Origin of the sequence: Pelosinus fermentans JBW45 (assembly GCF_000271665.2) — a bacterium.
Classification (GTDB): Bacteria; Bacillota; Negativicutes; order DSM-13327; family DSM-13327; genus Pelosinus; species Pelosinus baikalensis.
Genome location: NZ_CP010978.1, coordinates 572,686 through 590,499 on the forward strand (window position 1 = coordinate 572,686; position 17,814 = coordinate 590,499).

The following is a 17,814-nucleotide window of genomic DNA, read 5'->3' on the forward strand; positions in this document are numbered from 1 at the left end:
AAGATGGCACAGCGTGTTTTTAATTTTAATGCAGGTCCAGCAGTACTGCCTTTAGAGGTGTTGGAAGAAGTACAAGGTGAATTACTCAACTATCAGGAAACGGGCATGTCTATTTTGGAAATTAGCCATCGCTCAAAAGCATATGAAGCGATTAATCGTCAAGCCGAAGCTAATCTGAAAGAACTGTTGGGCTTAGGAGATAATTATAGAGTCTTATTCTTGCAAGGGGGGGCGAGTACTCAATTTGCGATGATACCAATGAATTTCCTACCCCCAGGGCGGACCGCAGATTATATATTAACAGGCGCCTGGTCAGAGAAGGCCCTTAAAGAAGCCAAATTATTTGGTAACACTCATGTAGCAGCAACAACTGCCGAGGGCAACTATAAGCGCATTCCGAATCTGGATGAAATTCAGCTAAGTGACAATCCTGCCTATGTACATATTACTTCGAATAATACGATTTTTGGTACTCAATGGAAAACCCTGCCTTCCTTCGGTGAAGTACCATTGTTTGCCGATATGTCATCGGATATTTTGTATAAGCCCTTTGATGCAGAAAAATTTTCTTTAATTTATGCAGGAGCACAAAAGAACTTAGGTCCTTCCGGTGTTACCGTTGTTATTGCCCGTAGGGAGTTATTAGAGAATAATCCTAAAGATATTCCTACGATGCTGCGATACGAAACCCATGCTAAGAATGATTCCCTTTATAATACGCCACCGGCTTTTTCTGTGTATGTACTAAACTTAGTGCTGCAGTGGATTAAGAAGCAGGGCGGATTAGTGGGAATGCAAAAGCGTAATGAAGAAAAAGCGGCTTTGATTTATCATACGATTGACAATAGCAATGGTTTTTATAAAGGGCATGCACAAAAGGACAGTCGTTCTTTAATGAACATTACCTTCCGATTACCGAGTGAAGAGCTAGAGAAGACCTTTGCCAGTGAAGCTGAAAAGGCTGGTCTTGTCGGTCTTAAGGGGCATCGTTCTGTAGGCGGCTTACGGGCTTCCACGTATAATGCCATGACGGTAGAAGGCTGCCGGGTACTACAACAATTTATGTTGAATTTTCAGCAGAAAAACGGGTAAACTACAGGAAGAAAAGTTAGAAAGCGGGAGTACAGGTTAACTGTATCCCGCTTTTCATCTTATTCTTTTTATTCTGACGCTTGCTAATTTCCAATGTCGACCAGAGAAGGTGGAATCTCATTCCAAATATTTCAATGAGAGTGGCAGGATTATTCCCAGGAGATCGTGAAATAGTAATGAAAATAAGATAAACATTATTAAATAATAGAAAAAATTTATTATAGCTTACTTTGATGGCAAGTCTAATGAGGATTGATCTTGTTTAGGAGAATCAGGCAGAGAGATAATTTGGAGGGGGATACCTCCTGCAGTCGGTGCTAGGGTATTAAAAACTAAGGTGTAGATTAAGCCGAACAAGCCTGAGGTCAAACCTGCTAAAAGCGTGATAAAAGCTCCTCCAAGGAAGCCGAGAGAACTTCGATCCATAATGAAAAAGAGCAAACCGACAATACTTCCCGTACAAATACCACCAGCAAACATTAGATAAAAAACAGGTCTATAGCCAAGGCGAATCAGTTTATAATTGAACATACGATCAACTGCCTTTCGATCCGGGTTTTTCAGTATGAAATATAAGTAGGGCGGCAAAGAATCATCATAATTAACGCTTCAACCTGTTACTTAACCTACGCTCATAGTTATGTCATACTTTGCCTGTTTACGGCTGGATATAGTTGTTTTGGAGAATACCTATAAAATCTAGGAGGAATGAAAAATGTCTAATGAAATATTTGATATTGGGATTATTGGTGGGGGACCAGCGGGTCTATCGGCTGCTTTAACAGGGCGGATTCGCAATAAGAGTGTTGCTTTATTTGAGCATATGGATTTTAGCCTAAAATTGCAGAAAGCTCACATAGTGGATAATTATTTAGGAGTACCACAGGTTACAGGGCAAGGGATGATGCAGCAATTTGTAGCTCATTGTACTGCCCACAATCCCAGCATTATAAAGGAAAAAGTCGTGAATATTTTTCCGGGGGACGATTTTTTCACCTTACTGACACCTGGGGCAACGTATCAGGTGCGTACGGTGATTATTGCAACGGGTGTGGTAGCTACTACTTTGTTTCATGGTGAAAAGGAATTCTTAGGTAAAGGTGTAAGTTACTGCGCTACTTGCGATGGGATGATGTATAAAGGCAAAGATGTGGCTGTTATTTCCTACACCAGTGAAGGTGAGCATGAAGCGGAGTATTTAAGTGAACTATGTCGTACGGTCTATTATCTGCCTCAGTATAAAGATATGGCTCCATTGCGTTCTGGTATCAAAGTCATCCATGAGAAGCCCCAGACGATTTTAGGTGATGTAGTAGTAGAAAAATTGCAGATGGGCAAAGAGGAGCTAAACGTTCACGGAGTATTTATTATTCGCATGTCTGATCCAGTGGAAAATATACTTCCAGGTCTTGTTCTTGACGGTGAGGTTATCAAAGTAAATCGAGATATGTCTACAAGCATTCCAGGGGTGTTTGCGGCAGGCGATTGTACAGGAAAACCGTGGCAGATAGCCAAAGCTACAGGTGAAGGCTTAGTAGCGGTATTAAGTGCTATTACTTATTTAGGGAAAAAAGATAAATAGAGCAGTCTTAAGGTAAACCATAGGGTGACGTAACCAAATAAGGTGAAGACAATAGAAACCAGAGAAGTAAAACCAATATAACTAAAAAGTACACTGAATGTTATGACGATGAGTAACGCGGCAGTCTTGGATAAACCTGTGACTGCCGTTAATTTTGTAGTGCATCCATATAAGCATGCTAAGCCAGTGGTATACATGGCAGCGGCAAAGGTAAAGATGTAAGCTGCATGATGAACAATGTGCTGTGATCCTGCAATATGCAGCATGGGAATTTCATATTCTGGAGATAACGGATAGTGAATCATAACCACCAGGATGATTAAACCTGCTAATAATAATAGCAGCAAGCTGCCGATTATGCTTCCACTTATGCGGATAGAAGGCTCGGGAGTGCGGGCGCCTAGAGGAACTAATAGGGTAGCACTCATAACTAAGTTGTAAGAAAGATAGAGTAAGCTAGAGAGCAGCCAATGAGAAGTTGATATGTTGATGGTTGCTGATGAAATATGCAGCATTGTAAAATTCCAGTCATGATAAGACAGCGAGTACATAGCGACAAAGCTTGTAATAGCTGCCAGCAGTGGTGTAATAATGAGATTTGCTGTGGCGATACCGTTAATACCCCAGAGTGTTGTGAGTAATAGGATCAAGGTCATAATGCCAATACCCAAACCGTAAGGCAGGTGCAGGGTATCTCGAAATAACGTGCCGTTTCCTGCTAGCATAACCGTTAGAACACCAAAGAGGGACAAGGTAATGATACAATCTAATACAGTACCAATTTTTTCCCCGCATGCATAGTATAATAATTGATGATAACTGGTAGCTTTAATGGTATAACTGATCTTTAGAATCGTAATACCGAGCCAGGCAAATAAAATAATTGTGAACAATAGACCAACCAATCCCATACTGCCGTAGACGACGAAAAACTGGGTAAGTTCTTGTCCGGAAGCAAATCCTGCTCCCATAATGGTTCCTGCATAGATAGCGGCAATTTTGGCTATCTTAAGTACATGATAGGACATTGCATCACTCCTTAGAACTTGGCAGTTCTCTTATTTTTTCTATGTAAAAACTTGGGATATTATGCAGGATATATTAAAAAAAAATTGAATTTTTCAATAGAGAATATATGGGTTATTATTAATTAGGAAGGATAAAATGCACTAAGAGGAGTTTGCTGTCAGATGAGAAAAGATATAGCGTATCGAATCGCCCAAGCTATTCATGCGGGCCTATTTCATGGCGTACTTGTGATTGATAGTGAGTTTAGGTCAGTTTTTCTCAATCAGGCATTATGCGATATGTGGAAAGTGCAGCAGCAGGACGTCTTACATCATTCTGTGCTGGATCTTTTCTGTAATGGCAATGTGAAGAAATTCGGCGGTGCTTATCAAGGTCCTTTAATTGAAACGATGGTTACTGGGCGGGAAATAAGTGGCTGTGAAGTATATTTTAATATGCCTGGGAATAAGGAAGGTAAATGGTTTTTGGTCAATACTTTTATCTTGCGAGATGAAAGTGGGCAGCCAGAATATGCTCTAGGAAATTATATTGTAATTGATAAGTTCAAAGTGTTTGAAAATAAGCTGAATGCTGTGAATATGAATATTATTAAAGCCTTTTGCAAAGCAATTGGAGTGAGAGATATCTATACGATGCAGCATAGTGAAAATGTTGCTGCACTACTTGTCGGCTTAACTGAATACATGAGGTTATCTGATAGTGAGGTAACGATGGCTTATTTAGCAGGGATTGTGCATGATGTAGGTAAAATTGGTATTTCGGAAGAGATTTTAAATAAACCAGGTCGTTTGACAGAGGCAGAGTATGAAATTGTTAAACGCCATCCTTCCAAAGGGGCGGATATCTTGCAAGAGGTAGATGAATTCGCTACTTTGGCTCACATTGTTCGTCATCATCATGAGCGATATGATGGAAAAGGTTACCCTAATGGATTACAGGAGGAAGAGATTCCTCAGATTAGTCGTATGCTGACAATCTGTGATGCTTATGATGCTATGACGAGTGTACGGTGTTACTGTAGTCCTCATAGTGTTGAGGAAGCCTTAGTTGAAATAAAAAAATGTGCTGGTGAACAGTTTGATCCGAAACTCAGCAGCATTTTTATTGATTTTATTCGAGAGTGTAATTCTGGGGATGGTATGAGACCTGCTTTACAATAAATAGTGAATATTGTAGAATATAATGGTATACGCTATTTATGTATAAGAACAGATTTATTCCGTTATGTATCGCATAGCAGTGTTGATGCGGAAAAATACTCTCGTTTCTGGATAGCAGGCGGGAGTTTTTTATTATTATCTCCGTGTTCTCTAGTTTTTATAGAGAATGCGTTACTATTTTTACTAGGAATAGGAGGAGGGTTTAGCATGCTTGATGTTAAATTTGTTAGGGACCATACAGAAGAAGTTCAGCAAGCCTTGGTAAAGCGTGGAATGAATCTTAGTTTAGATGAATTTTTAACCTTGGAAAAAGAACGCCGGGAGCTATTAGGGCAGGTAGAAACGCTTAAAAATACGCGTAATACTGTTTCTCTTGAAATCAGTCGCTTGAAAAAAGCAAAAGAAAATGCGGATAATTTAGTATCCCAGATGCGTCTGGTCGGTGACCAAATTACTGAATTGGATGGTAAGGTAAAAGAAGTAGAAGGAAAATTGCAGGCCATTATTATGGATATCCCAAACATACCTCATCAATCAGTCCCTGTCGGACGTGATGAAAAGGATAATGTAGAGGTACGCAATTGGGGAACTTTGCCTACATTTGTGCAGCCACCACTCCCTCACTGGGAAATTGGCGAGAAGCTTAATATTCTTGATTTTGAACGAGGCGGCAAGGTGACAGGCGCACGTTTTACTTTTTATCGAGGTCTAGGTGCCAGGCTAGAACGATCACTCATTAGTTTTATGCTGGATGTACATACGAGCGAACATGGTTACACTGAATTTTTCCCTCCTTTTATTGCGAATAAAGAGAGTATGACAGGTACGGGGCAGCTTCCTAAATTTGGCGAGGATATGTTTAAGTTAGAGGGGCTGGATTATTATTTGATCCCTACCGCTGAAGTTCCAATTACCAATTACCATCGTGGTGAAATTTTGGATGCTAAAGATTTACCTTTATACTATACTGCTTATAGTGCTTGTTTCCGCGCGGAGGCAGGAGCTGCCGGCCGCGATACTCGTGGATTAATTCGTCTTCATCAGTTTAATAAGGTGGAGATGGTGAAGTTCTCTTTACCTGAAAATTCCTATGAAGAGTTGGAGAAATTAACACATAATGCAGAACGTATTTTAGAACTATTAGGTCTGCCCTATCGCACGGTAGCTTTATGCAGTGGTGATATGGGATTCTCTTCTGCTAAGACCTATGATATTGAAGTATGGCTGCCTAGTTTCAATGCGTATCGGGAGATTTCATCTTGTTCCAATTTTGAGGATTTTCAAGGTCGTCGTGCGGATATTAAATTCCGTCGGGAAGCAAAGACTAAACCAGAGTTTGTACATACTCTCAATGGATCGGGCTTGGCAATTGGTCGTACCGTAGCTGCCATTTTAGAGAACTATCAGCAGGCTGACGGCTCTGTTATTGTACCAGAAGTGTTAAGAAAATATATGGGCGTTGATGTTATTGCTGCTAAGTAAATGCTACTGGGCAGAATAAAGCTTCTTTGCCTGCAGAAAAGACTTGGCATAAGCCAAGTCTTTTCTTTGTAAATAATCGTACTTTCCATTCTTTAAATTCGTACTTCGAAGTTGCCTTTTATTTTAGATGATGATTTGTTCTTTCTCTGTACAATTTTCTCAGGAGAAGGAGAAGGAGAGGCGGTTGCCGAGGAATTCATTAAATTCAGAAGATCCTGTGGACTGTCGGCGGAATAATTAAGAATGGTTCGCTGTTTTTTGTGAGTGTTCTTCCATAGGCGGAAGCAGGCAAGAGAAATGGCAATAAGTAATACAAGAGAAAAGAAGAATCCGAAGCCAAAAGGAGAAGGTTTATTCTTAGAGGTCGATACTGTGGGGGCGGAGGTGGTTTGGGATGAAGTTTCCCGATACGTTCCTAAAGATGGTTGTGCAGGAACAGGAGTGTTATCGGTAGAGGAGGGAGAGGCTGCCTTCTTTGTAGTTACAGGAGGCGGACTAGTCATTTTGCCTTCCGTTGGTGTCTTTACAGTTGTGGATTTATCGGCGTTAATAGAATTGGATGCGGGTGGCGATGCAGGCTGATCTGCAGCACTATTATCAGAAGATTTATGATTTACAGTGGGAGGCGTAGGAGGAGTTGGTCTCGTTGGCGGGGTTGGAGTTTGCATATCAAAGAAGCTCCTTTGTCATTCATATCTTACTCTATTGTACCAAATATCACCGAAGCTTGTATATCATTAAAGTTCATTGCCGATTAGGGTTTATTTTTTAGTCCCGCAATAATGGGTTTCCTTATAGGAATTATGTGGTATCTTGTCGAAGTATAAGACTTATTCTTAAAATAGAGCTACAGATGCTCCTATATAGAAATACAGAGAGTTAAAGAGCGGAGGTAAAGTGTTTTGAAATTAGAGTCGGGCATGTCTATTGCTCAAGAGATTGTTGCTTTAATTTATAATATAAGTGGGTACCCTGTTATGATTTGGGATCATAAGGGGGGGCTTCTTGCTGAGTCTGGTGCTTTGGAATTTCGAGAAATGTGCAAGCTCTCTGGTGATGAGCATACTAGAAGTTTACAGATGAACACATCTTGTGATTATATAGAGGAATTTATTTTTCTGGAGGATAACAAAAACGGTAAAATTGTGATTGGCAGTACTACTGATACTGCAAAAGTATTGATTGGGCTGGCAACTGAATTGGCTGTTCTTTTATGGCAGAAAAATAAGGCTTATCAAAAATTAAGTCATCAAATGGGAGAATATGAAACGCTGTTTAATTTGATCCCTGTACAGATTTGGTATAAAGATACAAATAATAAAATTATTCGTGTAAATAAACAGGTGGAAAAAGATATTGGTATTCCCATTCAGGATTTTGTAGGAAAATCGGCACAGGAATTTTTTCCTGTCTATTCGAAAAAATATTATGAGGATGATTTGGCGGTTTTACGCTCGGCTGAGCCTAAGCTAGGTATTTTGGAACAAATCAATCATGCTAATGGTGAGAATCGCTGGATCTATACAAGCAAGATCCCAACTAGGAATTGTGATGGGATTGTAACAGGACTTGTTGCTTTGGTAGTTGATATTACAGAAAGTAAGAAAATGGAAAAGCAAATGCCGATTTGGGCTAAGATATTTGAAAGCAGTGGCGAAGCAATTTCAGTCACCGATAAAGAGAATCGCTTTGTTGCCGTAAACCGCGCTTTTTCTTTAGCTACAGGCTATTCCTCTGATGAGGTCATTGGTAGAGAGCCTAGTCTTTTAAAGTCTGGTTGCCATGATAAGATCTTTTACCAAAACATGTGGGCGGCAATTATTCAAACAGGTTCTTGGGAAGGAGAGATTTGGGAGAAGCGAAAAGATGGTGTAATTTATTTAAAATGGTTACGAATTGATCAGATTAAAGATGAAGAAGGCAATTTGATTAATTACCTGGCACGATTTACCGATATGAGTGAGAAAAAGGCCGCCGAAGAGCGGATTCATTATTTGGCAAGGCATGATGCGTTAACAGGGCTGGCCAATCGGGAAGTGTTAGGCAAACAATTAGCAAAAGATATAGAAAGGGCTCGTCATAGCGGCAGCGGCGTAGGAGTTATTTCTCTTAATTTGGATCGGTTTAAAAATATCAATGATTCTTTAGGGCATAAAGTGGGGGATGAAGTCTTAAAGGAGCTCGCCGATCGGCTGGAGACCTGCTCTAAGAGAACAAGTCTAACAGCGCGTTTTGGTGGTGATACCTTTAATTTTATTGTACCAAAAATTTCTCGGAAAGAAGAGATTATAAAAGTAATTCATGAGGTCATGAGTGCTTTGGAAAGACCTCTCTTGCATGGTGGATTTGAGTTAATCATTACTGCAAGTATTGGCGTCAGTGTATATCCTGATGATGGAGATACGGCAGAAGTGCTAATTCGCAATGCTGATACAGCCATGCATAAGGTGAAGGATAATGGACGTAATTTTTATGAGTTCTTTGAAGCCAATATGAATGAATATGCATCGGAACGTCTTATGCTTGAAAATAATCTAAGGCGTGCGCTGGCAAGAGAAGAATTTGTTCTATTTTATCAACCTCAAGTGGACAGTAAAACAGAAGCTCTCATTGGAGTGGAAGCTCTGATCCGCTGGATGCGTCCTAATACTGAAATCGTACCGCCAGGAGATTTTATTCCAATTTTAGAAGAGACAGGCCTTATTATTCCCATTGGTAAATGGGTTTTGGCAGAAGCGTGCCGGCAGCATAAAGAGTGGATTCGAAATGGCTTACCGCCAATTCCTATCTCTGTAAACATTTCTGCCATTCAATTTCAGGAAAAGGAATTCTTGCCGATGCTTTCTAATATTATAAAAGAAAGTGGTATTGAACCAGGATATCTAGATCTGGAGCTAACAGAGAGCGTTGTCATGCGACAGCCGGAATTTGTTATCAAGCAGTTAGAGTTTATTAAAGAGATGGGAATCAATTTATCCTTAGATGATTTTGGAACTGGGTTTTCCAGTCTGAGTTATCTGCGCTATTTTCCTTTGGATCGGTTGAAAATTGACCAATCTTTTGTACGTGGTTTGTCGACGGACTTAGTTAATGAAGCAATCATTGAGGCGGTAGTGGCTTTAGGAAAGAGTTTGAAGATAAAAACCATTGCGGAGGGCGTTGAAACGAAACAAGAATTAGATTTTCTGCGAAAGCTTGAATGCGATGAGATACAGGGATATTATTTTTCGAAACCCTTGCCCAGTGATGATTTTATAAAATGGTTTACCAATCGGTAAAGAAAAGTCTCCCAAAGAGAAGACGTCTCGAGAGGATTTCGTTCTAGAATCAGAATTTATAAGTTTTGAGGGTGAAAAAATATAAGATGTGAACCACAAAGGCAAAATGCCGCTCTGCGGCACACAAAGGAGTGCACAAAAAAATATAAATAGAATCCCACTTTGTGTCCTTTGTGTCTTTGTGGTTCAAAAACGCCTATTTCTTCATTTTCAAATAATAAAAACCCTGCAATGAATGCAGGGGGATTTTACATAATAATGTATTGATTTTGAAATTACATGGCTAGGGCGGCAGGACTCGAACCTGCGGATGCGGGAATCAGAATCCCGTGCCTTACCAGCTTGGCGACGCCCCAATGAAATTTCCTATATGCATTATATACTATTTTCTTCAGAATAGCAAATCGTTTTCCCCTAGAAGGCTACTCTTTTTTATAATTATGTAGTGTAGCTGTTGATATCTTGTCAATGTTCTTTCTTCTTGGCAGAAAATCATTGCGGTAACTAGAAAGAATCGTGTAAAATAAGGGTTCAGGACAATTTAATCTGGAGCTAGATTGAATGAAACTTAATCACAGGTTTAAAATAGATGACAGGGAGAGTCGCATGAAATTATTTATTGCAGAGAAACCGAGTATGGCAGCAGAACTTGCAAAATGCCTGCCTGGCCCTCTCGTTCGCAAAGATGGATATATTGAAACCGGCGGCGGGGTCGTGACTTGGGTATTTGGTCACATTCTTCGCCAAGCAGAACCGGGAGAATATGATGAAAAGTATAAAAAATGGCGGGCTGCGGATTTACCCATTATTCCAGCAGAGTGGAAGCTGTTAGTGGCTGATTCTTGCATGAAGCAATTTAATATTATTAAGACTCTCATTGGTAAAGCCGCAGAAATTGTTCATGCAGGTGACCCGGATCGGGAGGGTCAATTGCTGGTGGATGAAGTATTAGGCTATACTCATAATGAAAAACCAGTCATGCGCATTCTTGTAAATGCACTGGATGAAAAAAGTATAAAAAAAGCACTTACGAATCTGCGCAGTAATCAGGATTTTTTTAATTTAAATCAGTCGGCTTTAGCTCGTTCGCGGGCTGATTGGCTTGTTGGGATGAACCTGTCTCGTGCGTTTACGTTAGCCGCCCAAAGCGCTGGTCACGACATTACATTACCCATCGGTCGGGTTAAGACTCCTACTCTTGCGTTGGTAGTAAGACGGGAGCGAGAAATAAAAAACTTTAAAGCAGCAGATTACTTTTTAATTAAGGCAGACATAAAACATGAGAATGGACCATTTAAAGCATCGTGGAAAGCAAAAGAAGAACAGCTAGGCAGGGATTCAGAAGGACGTTTAGTTGATCCTGTTATTGCACAAGCATTAATTGAGAAACTGGAAAAAGCCCAAGAGGACGTTTCTATCGTATCTTGTGATACCAATGAAAAAAAAGAACCCCAGCGCCTCCCCTTTTCTTTGTCGGCTCTACAGGTTCTGGCTGGGAAAAAGTACGGATATGATCCCCAGGCTGTTTTGACGGGGGTTCAGAATTTATATGAAAAGAAACTTACATCCTATCCTCGTTCAGATTGTGATTTTTTGCCTGAGTCTCAAAAAGCGGATGCCACGGTCATTCTGGCTAATTTACGCAATAGTCACCAGGAAGAGCTAGCAATCTGGTCAGGAAAGGCTGATATAAAAATTAAGAGCCGTGCCTGGAATGATAAAAAGATTACGGCTCATCATGCGATCATTCCTACGGAAGTACCCTGTAAAATTAACACATTACCAGAAATCGAAAGAAATTTATACTTCTTGATTGCTCAAGCCTATGTAGCGCAATTTTATCCTGTTCACGTGTATAATCAGACTCGCGCGGAGCTTGAATATGCAGGTGAAGATTTTGTTGCTAATGGCAGAGTTATCGTGACAATGGGCTGGAAAGAACTTTATGGCGGTGAAGTCAAAGAGGAAGAGGATGAAGATAGTAAGACTCTGCCTAATATGCAAAAAGGTGATAAGGCTGATTTTATCAGTGCTACGTTAGAAAAAAAGACAACAAAGCCGCCAGTGCGCTTTACCTCTAGTACACTGCTGCAGGCTATGAAGGAAATACATAAATATGTTAAGAATCCTGAATTGAAAAAACATCTTAAAGATGTTTCTGGAATTGGGACAGAGGCCACTCGGGCTTCTATTATAAAAGAACTGACAGTGCGGTCTTTTTTAGAAGAAAAGAAAAAATACCTGTATCCTACGGAGTCGGCTTATCTTCTCATTGATGCATTGCCGGAAGAATTAACCTATCCTGATTCCACAGCCATATGGGAGATTATCTTTAATCGTATGGTGGAAGGAAAGGCTGAGCTCAATAGTTTTATTGGTCAGCAGACCGAATTTATTACTAGCTTATGTTTAAAGGCCAAAGAAGTTCAAATTGAAAATAAAGATGCGAATGTAGTAAAGTGTCCAAGATGTAAGCAGGGTGTATTAAAACTGCGCAATGGCAAGAATGGAACCTTTTGGGGATGCTCCCGTTTTCCGGAGTGCCGGGGTACTTGTAATGACAAAGATGGACAGCCTCAGCTATAAAAAGACTCGATTTGAGAAAATAATAGTCGAATACAAACGATTTTCAAAGAATACTACCATTTTTGATCCTCATATGGTATTATTTTCTTATTGGCATAAGGAGGTAAACAGATGAAGTGGTTTCAGAAAAAGGCTGTTATACTGATGATATCCTTCTTGGGTTTAGGGATATGGCTGCCTGTCGTTCAGGCTGCACCTATACAAAATAGTGACCTCATAAAGGTAACCGTAAATATAACCATTGAGAATCCGGATTATTTCTGGAAGTATCCTTTTTTAGGAAAAGAAATTGATGGTATTCGAATTTCTGGCATGGGGCAAAGTTTTTTTATACAGCCAACCTCAAGCGGTGAAAGAGTTGAATTTGATGTACCTAAGAACTACCGATTAAAGATTGCTCTTGAATTACAAAATAATAATGAGACTGTAAAAGAAACTCGCTACTCTACAAAACGAGGCGTAGATGACAAGAAAAATACGCTGGAGATCCTTTTAAAAGCACCAGAACCTCAATCGATTATTCTTACTACAGCAGATTTCGAAGAAATACGGGGTAAATAAAAAGGTTGAAAAAGCAGTAATTTGATTCATAGATGATTTCCAAAAATCTTTTTTACTATATAGCGGATTCGTATATCTAGTTATATAGGGAGGTTCATATGAGAAAAGAAAGAGTATTATTGGTTGATGATGATGGTATAGCTCTATTAGTGCACAGTAAAATGCTGGAGCAGCATGCTGAAATTGTTACTGCGGCAAATGCGAATGAGGCGTTGGAAATTATAAAGAAAGATAAGGCGTTTGCTGTCATTATATCGGATCAATATATGCCCGATATGAACGGTGCCGAACTGCTGCAAATTGTAGGTGTTATGGTACCGAATATGGTTCGGATCATGATTACTGGTTTTGCAGATTTAGACGTTGCCATGCAAGCGGTGAACTTGGGAAATGTATTTCGGTTCTTGGTTAAGCCTTGCTGCCAAGAGGACTTAGTGCTGGCCCTTGCTGCTGGTCTTGAAAAATATCGACAATCTACAGGCGAGACGTCCCAAGAGGAGACTGCATTGACAGAACCATTAACAGAAAGAGAAAGAGAGGTTCTGCGCTTATTAGGCATTGGTTTTACCAGTGGAGAAATTGCCTTGGCTATGGGGATTACCATTGGTACCGTTAAAACTCATGTGCACCATATTTTTGGTAAATTAGCAGTGAATAACCGTATTAAGGCAGTGGCGAAAGCAAAAAGTATAGGACTTATATCAAGATAACATAAGGTTCTTGGAATATCTAAGAAAGATATTCCTATTTTATTTCATATTCGAACAATTTTGGTGAAACAATTTATTTCAAGTTATTGCAAAACTATATCTTTTGGCAGATGCGGTTTAGAAGTAAATCATCTATATTATGAATAAGTGGTAATCGTATTTGAGAAGGTGATTTTCATGGAACATATAAATTTGTCATTGATTCTATTGTTAATTATAGTCGGCATATCATATGCGATGTCCTTTTATACTTGGCGATATCGTTTTATATACGGATTATGGCTTTTTTGGAGTGTAGCTTTTATTGGTATTACATTACAAATTGTCGGTTTCTTATTATATGAAGGTTTAGATATTGCAATGATAAGTGCTAGTATCACCTTTTTATGTATTGTAGTTAGCTTTATTGCATTTAAGTTCTTTGAGATTGTTCCAGCCGCAAAAAGCTTAGCTGTTGAGAATATGGAGGATGGTATTCTCGTACTTGATACGAAGGATCGAATATTGGATATGAATGCCCAGTTGGAGAAAATCTTAGGCATTAAGAAAAGTAATGTTGTAGGGGCCGTTGTAGAAAGAATCGCATCAACGTGGCTAGTGCAAGCTATACAAGGCGAAAAGTTTCAAAAATACACGACGATGCTTCAGCAAGATGAGAGCTATTATGAAGTCAACTCTACGCCTTTGCAGCATCGGGGAAAAAATTTTGGCAGGGTGATTGTGCTCTGTGATGTTACCAGCCGTATGTTGGCGGAACAACGCTTTCAGCAATTATTGCAGTCAGAAGAAAAATTACTGCAAACGGAAGCCTTAGCTCATATGATGTTTAATCACCATCAAGCCATGATGATGATAATTGAAAGCAAGACGGGTCATATCTTAGAAGCCAATGCAGCAGCAGAAAATTTCTATGAATCCCCCTTAATTGGTTGTCTGATACAAGAATTTATTGAGTACCCTGATAAACGTGGAGAAAAGAATAGCAGTCAATATGCAAATGTTGGAGAGTATCAGTTTATGGCAAGGCACGCCTTAGCTTCAGGAGAAGTAAAAGATTTATCTGTGAATCTTACAACGAAAGTAATTGGCGAAATGGTATTATCTTTTTTGATTTTAGAAGATTTTACCGAAAAGATGCAACTGGAAAAAGCACTGCGGGAAGCAAAAGAGAAAGCTGAAAAAGCAAATCGGGCAAAGGATGATTTTCTAGCAATTATTAGCCATGAGCTTCGCACGCCGATGAATGGTATTTTAGGAATGGCGAAACTGGCGCTAGGGACAAAATTGCAGCCAGATCAACGGGAGTGCTTAGAATTGGTACAGGTTTCAGGGGAAAAACTGCTGGTTTTATTAAATGACTTACTTGATTTTTCAAAAGTTCGGGATGGAAAACTGGAATTAGAAAGTATTTGTTTCTCCCTGCGGGATGTAATGAGCGAATTTCATCGTATCTTAAGAATGAAAGCAAAGAAAAAGGGTTTGCAGTGTGTGATTCATATCGCCCATGATGTACCCGATGGATTGTGTGGTGATCCTCGGCGTCTGCAGCAAATTGTAATGAATTTAGCAGATAATGCGGTAAAGTTCACGAAGACCGGCTTAGTTTCAATTGCAGTGAATGTTAAGCAATACCTTGATAATCAGGTGAATTTATTATTTGTTGTACGGGATACGGGAATCGGGATTCCCCCAGAAAAAATTAATATTATTTTTCATAAATTTACCCAAGTCGACTCTTCTACCACGAGAAAATATGGCGGGACGGGCTTAGGACTTAGTATTGTGAAACACTTGGTAGAAATCATGGGTGGTAGAGTATGGGTAGAAAGCAGCATAGACAAAGGTAGTTCTTTTTATTTTACCGTTGCCTTCGAGGTTAGCCAAATGCCTTTGGGCAATCATCCATTAGAGCAACCCAAACAGTCCGAAAGTAGTAAAGAATTGGAACGTATTGAGAAGCTGCAAGTTTTATTAGTGGAGGATGAATTTATCAATCAAAAGGTAGCTGTTAAAATGCTGACCAATCAAGGTCACAATGTTACATTAGCCTCCAATGGAAAACAGGCGATAGAATTCTTTAATAAAGAGCAATTTGATATTATTTTTATGGACATACAAATGCCTGAGATGGATGGGGTACAAACGACAGCTGCGATTCGTGATCTAGAAGAACAATGGGCGGATGAACGGCATATTCCGATTGTGGCTATGACAGCTTATGCGATGAAGGGGGACCGGGAACGTTTGATGTCTTGCGGGATGGATGAATATATTAGTAAACCTCTAGATGCTGAGGTATTAAATAATGTAGTCAGAAAACTATTTTATGAGCGGTATGTGAATCCTGAGGGGCAAGAAGAAATGGGCGAGGAGCCGAGGGAAGTGGCAGCCAATCCCTACTTGGATCAGCTTTTGAGCATTTGTCAGGGTGATCTGGATACAGTGAAGGCTGTTATTAGCTGCTTTTTGGACAATGGTACGCAATATATGCGAAATATAGAGCAGGCTGTAAACGAAAAAAATGCCAGCCACTTGAAGCTTAGTGCTCATCGCTTAAAAGGTGCAGCAACGTATTTCGGAAATCAGACAGTTGTGGAATATGCAGCGCAACTAGAGCATATGGGAGATGTAGGTCAGCTTATTGATATTGAGCAGGTTTTTGTCAAATTGCAAGTAGCTGTCAAAGAATTGGAAGATGGGCTGCAGCAGGCATGGCGAGAATTACCCAATACAAAAGAATGAAAAAATACACGGCAGGGCCGTGTATTTTTTCATTCACTATATTAAAAGTATGTGTTTTCTCTGTCTGGTGTGGCTCATTAATTTTAGAACCCGTAGCATTTTAGTGATGTACGGAATCATTTGAAAAAACTTTAAGAATTTCAAAGTTAAGTCTTTGGGTTTCTAATATTGCAGTAATTTTTGCATCCATTCGATATAAAGTGGTGACAATATCATCTTGCTGATCCTCTGATAACAGATCAATGTTTGCGTGTAATTTTTGCAATTCTCCTGAAGTTAATTCTTCTAAGCTGTCAAGGCGCTTGTTGATATTCTCCATCGAAACTAATATTTTGTTTAGTATTTCTTCGTTCATATAATTCCCCTGTCTTTATCAATGATATAAATATATGTAATTTTTGGTTGACTTATTATACATTTTCCACTGCTGCTGCGTCAAGGTGTGTTATGGGATATCTTTAGGATCAAGGATAGCGCCAGGTCCTTCTTCTCCCGTGCGAATTCGCACTGCGTTTTCAATAGGATAGATAAAAATCTTACCGTCGCCGATTTTTCCCGTGGAGCAGACTTTCTTTACAGCTGCCACTACTTTTTCTACGGGAACTTTGCATACAACAATTTCTATCTTGATTCCAGCTAAAAGATTAATGTTATATTCTTTACCTCGGTATATTTCAGTATGACCTTTTTGTAGCCCGCAGCCAAATACTTGACTTACGGTCATACCTGTAACTCCGATTGCATTTAATGCTTCTTTCAATTCCTCCAGCTTGCCAGGACGGGTGATAATATCGATTTTGGTCATGATCGACATGGTGACTACCGCCTTTCATCATAATGTAAGAAGCAACGAAGTGAAGATGCTGCATATACTGATAATTAGCTATTTACGGTTAGATTCCTCCTGACCATTGGTAATAATGTATGGGGAAATTCAATATAATGCATAAAGTGAGGGACATTCAGGCAAGACTCTAAGATAGATTCCATATGTTAGTGAACATATATTAGAGTAACCACAAAGACGCAAAGGATACAAAGGGTTTTATTTACTTGTGCTCTCTGCGCCTCTGCGGTTCGGTTTGCTAAAGGACGTGTAGCGTTTTTTGTGCCGCGTATAGCAAGAAAGAACCTGACAGTAGAAACTGTCAGGTTCAAAAGGAGGATTATCGAAAAGAGGGAATGTTAGTAAACATGTATTAGGAGTTATCTTCTTGACGATCCATAATGGCAATGTCGCCTTCTTCGCCAGTGCGAATTCTAACGGCATTTTCAATGGGATAAACAAATATCTTACCATCGCCGATTTTACCGGTGCGACATACTTTTTTCACCGTTTCAATTACGGTTGTGACAGGAACTTCGCATACTACGATTTCCACTTTTATGCCAGCTAAAAGATTAATATTATATTCTTTACCACGGTATACTTCAGTATGACCTTTTTGCAAGCCGCAGCCAAATACCTGGCTTACTGTCATGCCCATTACACCAATGTCAGCCAAGGCTTCTTTTAACTCTTCCAATTTACCGGGGCGAGTCACTACATCAATTTTGGTTATTTTTCGCATGAAGGATTACCACCTTTCTGA

15 protein-coding genes and 1 tRNA gene are annotated in these 17,814 nt (G+C 39.6%); 10 read left to right on the forward strand and 6 right to left on the reverse strand.

Annotation, left to right across the window (positions count from 1 at the left end; all coding sequences use genetic code 11):
* The first annotated feature begins 3 nt into the window (after nt 1-3).
* A complete protein-coding gene (serC, locus tag JBW_RS02205) occupies nt 4-1,092 on the forward strand; it encodes a 3-phosphoserine/phosphohydroxythreonine transaminase (RefSeq protein WP_007958653.1) in 1,089 nt (362 codons plus the stop codon).
* 225 nt (nt 1,093-1,317) lie between these two features.
* Here serC and JBW_RS02210 read toward each other — a convergent pair whose 3' ends face one another.
* A complete protein-coding gene (locus tag JBW_RS02210) occupies nt 1,318-1,623 on the reverse strand; it encodes a hypothetical protein (RefSeq protein WP_007958655.1) in 306 nt (101 codons plus the stop codon).
* Between the two features lie 184 nt (nt 1,624-1,807).
* Between JBW_RS02210 and JBW_RS02215 the strand changes: the two genes are divergently transcribed.
* Nucleotides 1,808-2,674 carry an NAD(P)/FAD-dependent oxidoreductase gene (locus tag JBW_RS02215; protein ID WP_007958659.1) on the forward strand — a complete coding sequence of 289 codons (867 nt, stop codon included), beginning with the start codon at nt 1,808-1,810 and terminating at the stop codon, nt 2,672-2,674.
* On the opposite strand, the gene JBW_RS02220 is transcribed toward JBW_RS02215, so the two are convergent.
* On the reverse strand, nt 2,650-3,702 hold the full coding sequence (locus JBW_RS02220) for a hypothetical protein (protein WP_007958661.1): 1,053 nt from the start codon (nt 3,700-3,702) through the stop codon (nt 2,650-2,652). The genes JBW_RS02215 and JBW_RS02220 overlap by 25 nt on opposite strands.
* A gap of 162 nt (nt 3,703-3,864) precedes the next feature.
* Here JBW_RS02220 and JBW_RS02225 point away from each other — a divergent pair, with 162 nt between their 5' ends.
* The 4 genes from JBW_RS02225 (at nt 3,865) to JBW_RS02240 (ending at nt 9,623) form a co-directional block, all read left to right on the forward strand.
* Nucleotides 3,865-4,863: an HD domain-containing phosphohydrolase gene (locus tag JBW_RS02225; protein WP_007958663.1), complete on the forward strand. Its 999-nt coding sequence runs from the start codon at nt 3,865-3,867 to the stop codon at nt 4,861-4,863.
* A gap of 207 nt (nt 4,864-5,070) precedes the next feature.
* Complete coding sequence (gene serS / locus JBW_RS02230; RefSeq protein ID WP_007958666.1) at nt 5,071-6,345, forward strand: serine--tRNA ligase; 1,275 nt, start codon at nt 5,071-5,073, stop codon at nt 6,343-6,345.
* 297 nt (nt 6,346-6,642) lie between these two features.
* Nucleotides 6,643-6,927: a hypothetical protein gene (locus tag JBW_RS25555; RefSeq protein ID WP_007958668.1), complete on the forward strand. Its 285-nt coding sequence runs from the start codon at nt 6,643-6,645 to the stop codon at nt 6,925-6,927.
* 320 nt (nt 6,928-7,247) lie between these two features.
* Nucleotides 7,248-9,623 (forward strand): EAL and GGDEF domain-containing protein, encoded by a 2,376-nt coding sequence (locus JBW_RS02240; RefSeq protein WP_007958670.1) that lies wholly within the window; start codon nt 7,248-7,250, stop codon nt 9,621-9,623.
* Between the two features lie 280 nt (nt 9,624-9,903).
* Here JBW_RS02240 and JBW_RS02245 read toward each other — a convergent pair.
* Nucleotides 9,904-9,979 (reverse strand) — tRNA-Gln (locus tag JBW_RS02245).
* A gap of 250 nt (nt 9,980-10,229) precedes the next feature.
* On the opposite strand from JBW_RS02245, the gene JBW_RS02250 reads away from it, so the two are divergent.
* The 4 genes from JBW_RS02250 (at nt 10,230) to JBW_RS02265 (ending at nt 16,222) form a co-directional block, all read left to right on the forward strand.
* Nucleotides 10,230-12,209 carry a DNA topoisomerase 3 gene (locus JBW_RS02250; protein WP_007958677.1) on the forward strand — a complete coding sequence of 660 codons (1,980 nt, stop codon included), beginning with the start codon at nt 10,230-10,232 and terminating at the stop codon, nt 12,207-12,209.
* 111 nt (nt 12,210-12,320) lie between these two features.
* A complete protein-coding gene (locus tag JBW_RS02255; RefSeq protein ID WP_007958679.1) occupies nt 12,321-12,770 on the forward strand; it encodes a hypothetical protein in 450 nt (149 codons plus the stop codon).
* A gap of 98 nt (nt 12,771-12,868) precedes the next feature.
* Nucleotides 12,869-13,480: a response regulator transcription factor gene (locus JBW_RS02260; RefSeq protein ID WP_007958681.1), complete on the forward strand. Its 612-nt coding sequence runs from the start codon at nt 12,869-12,871 to the stop codon at nt 13,478-13,480.
* A 177-nt stretch (nt 13,481-13,657) separates the two neighbouring features.
* Complete coding sequence (locus tag JBW_RS02265; protein WP_007958683.1) at nt 13,658-16,222, forward strand: PAS domain-containing hybrid sensor histidine kinase/response regulator; 2,565 nt, start codon at nt 13,658-13,660, stop codon at nt 16,220-16,222.
* A gap of 100 nt (nt 16,223-16,322) precedes the next feature.
* Here JBW_RS02265 and JBW_RS02270 read toward each other — a convergent pair whose 3' ends face one another.
* From JBW_RS02270 to JBW_RS02280, 3 genes are all read right to left on the reverse strand, one after another.
* Nucleotides 16,323-16,577: a hypothetical protein gene (locus JBW_RS02270; RefSeq protein ID WP_007958686.1), complete on the reverse strand. Its 255-nt coding sequence runs from the start codon at nt 16,575-16,577 to the stop codon at nt 16,323-16,325.
* Between the two features lie 90 nt (nt 16,578-16,667).
* Nucleotides 16,668-17,036: a P-II family nitrogen regulator gene (locus JBW_RS02275; protein WP_007958687.1), complete on the reverse strand. Its 369-nt coding sequence runs from the start codon at nt 17,034-17,036 to the stop codon at nt 16,668-16,670.
* Between the two features lie 385 nt (nt 17,037-17,421).
* Nucleotides 17,422-17,793, reverse strand: a complete 372-nt coding sequence (locus tag JBW_RS02280; protein ID WP_007958688.1) for a P-II family nitrogen regulator — start codon at nt 17,791-17,793, stop codon at nt 17,422-17,424.
* Nucleotides 17,794-17,814: the final 21 nt, after the last annotated feature.

Coding starts and splice junctions, on each gene's coding strand:
- serC (WP_007958653.1), top strand. CDS start 4: ATGGCACAGCGTGTTTTTAATTTTAATGCAGGTCCAGCAGTACTGCCT.
- JBW_RS02225 (WP_007958663.1), top strand. CDS start 3,865: ATGAGAAAAGATATAGCGTATCGAATCGCCCAAGCTATTCATGCGGGC.
- JBW_RS02260 (WP_007958681.1), top strand. CDS start 12,869: ATGAGAAAAGAAAGAGTATTATTGGTTGATGATGATGGTATAGCTCTA.
- JBW_RS02220 (WP_007958661.1), bottom strand. CDS start 3,702: ATGTCCTATCATGTACTTAAGATAGCCAAAATTGCCGCTATCTATGCA.
- JBW_RS02265 (WP_007958683.1), top strand. CDS start 13,658: ATGGAACATATAAATTTGTCATTGATTCTATTGTTAATTATAGTCGGC.
- JBW_RS02215 (WP_007958659.1), top strand. CDS start 1,808: ATGTCTAATGAAATATTTGATATTGGGATTATTGGTGGGGGACCAGCG.
- JBW_RS25555 (WP_007958668.1), top strand. CDS start 6,643: ATGGCAATAAGTAATACAAGAGAAAAGAAGAATCCGAAGCCAAAAGGA.
- JBW_RS02255 (WP_007958679.1), top strand. CDS start 12,321: ATGAAGTGGTTTCAGAAAAAGGCTGTTATACTGATGATATCCTTCTTG.
- JBW_RS02280 (WP_007958688.1), bottom strand. CDS start 17,793: ATGCGAAAAATAACCAAAATTGATGTAGTGACTCGCCCCGGTAAATTG.
- JBW_RS02275 (WP_007958687.1), bottom strand. CDS start 17,036: ATGTCGATCATGACCAAAATCGATATTATCACCCGTCCTGGCAAGCTG.
- serS (WP_007958666.1), top strand. CDS start 5,071: ATGCTTGATGTTAAATTTGTTAGGGACCATACAGAAGAAGTTCAGCAA.
- JBW_RS02210 (WP_007958655.1), bottom strand. CDS start 1,623: ATGTTCAATTATAAACTGATTCGCCTTGGCTATAGACCTGTTTTTTAT.
- JBW_RS02250 (WP_007958677.1), top strand. CDS start 10,230: ATGAAATTATTTATTGCAGAGAAACCGAGTATGGCAGCAGAACTTGCA.
- JBW_RS02270 (WP_007958686.1), bottom strand. CDS start 16,577: ATGAACGAAGAAATACTAAACAAAATATTAGTTTCGATGGAGAATATC.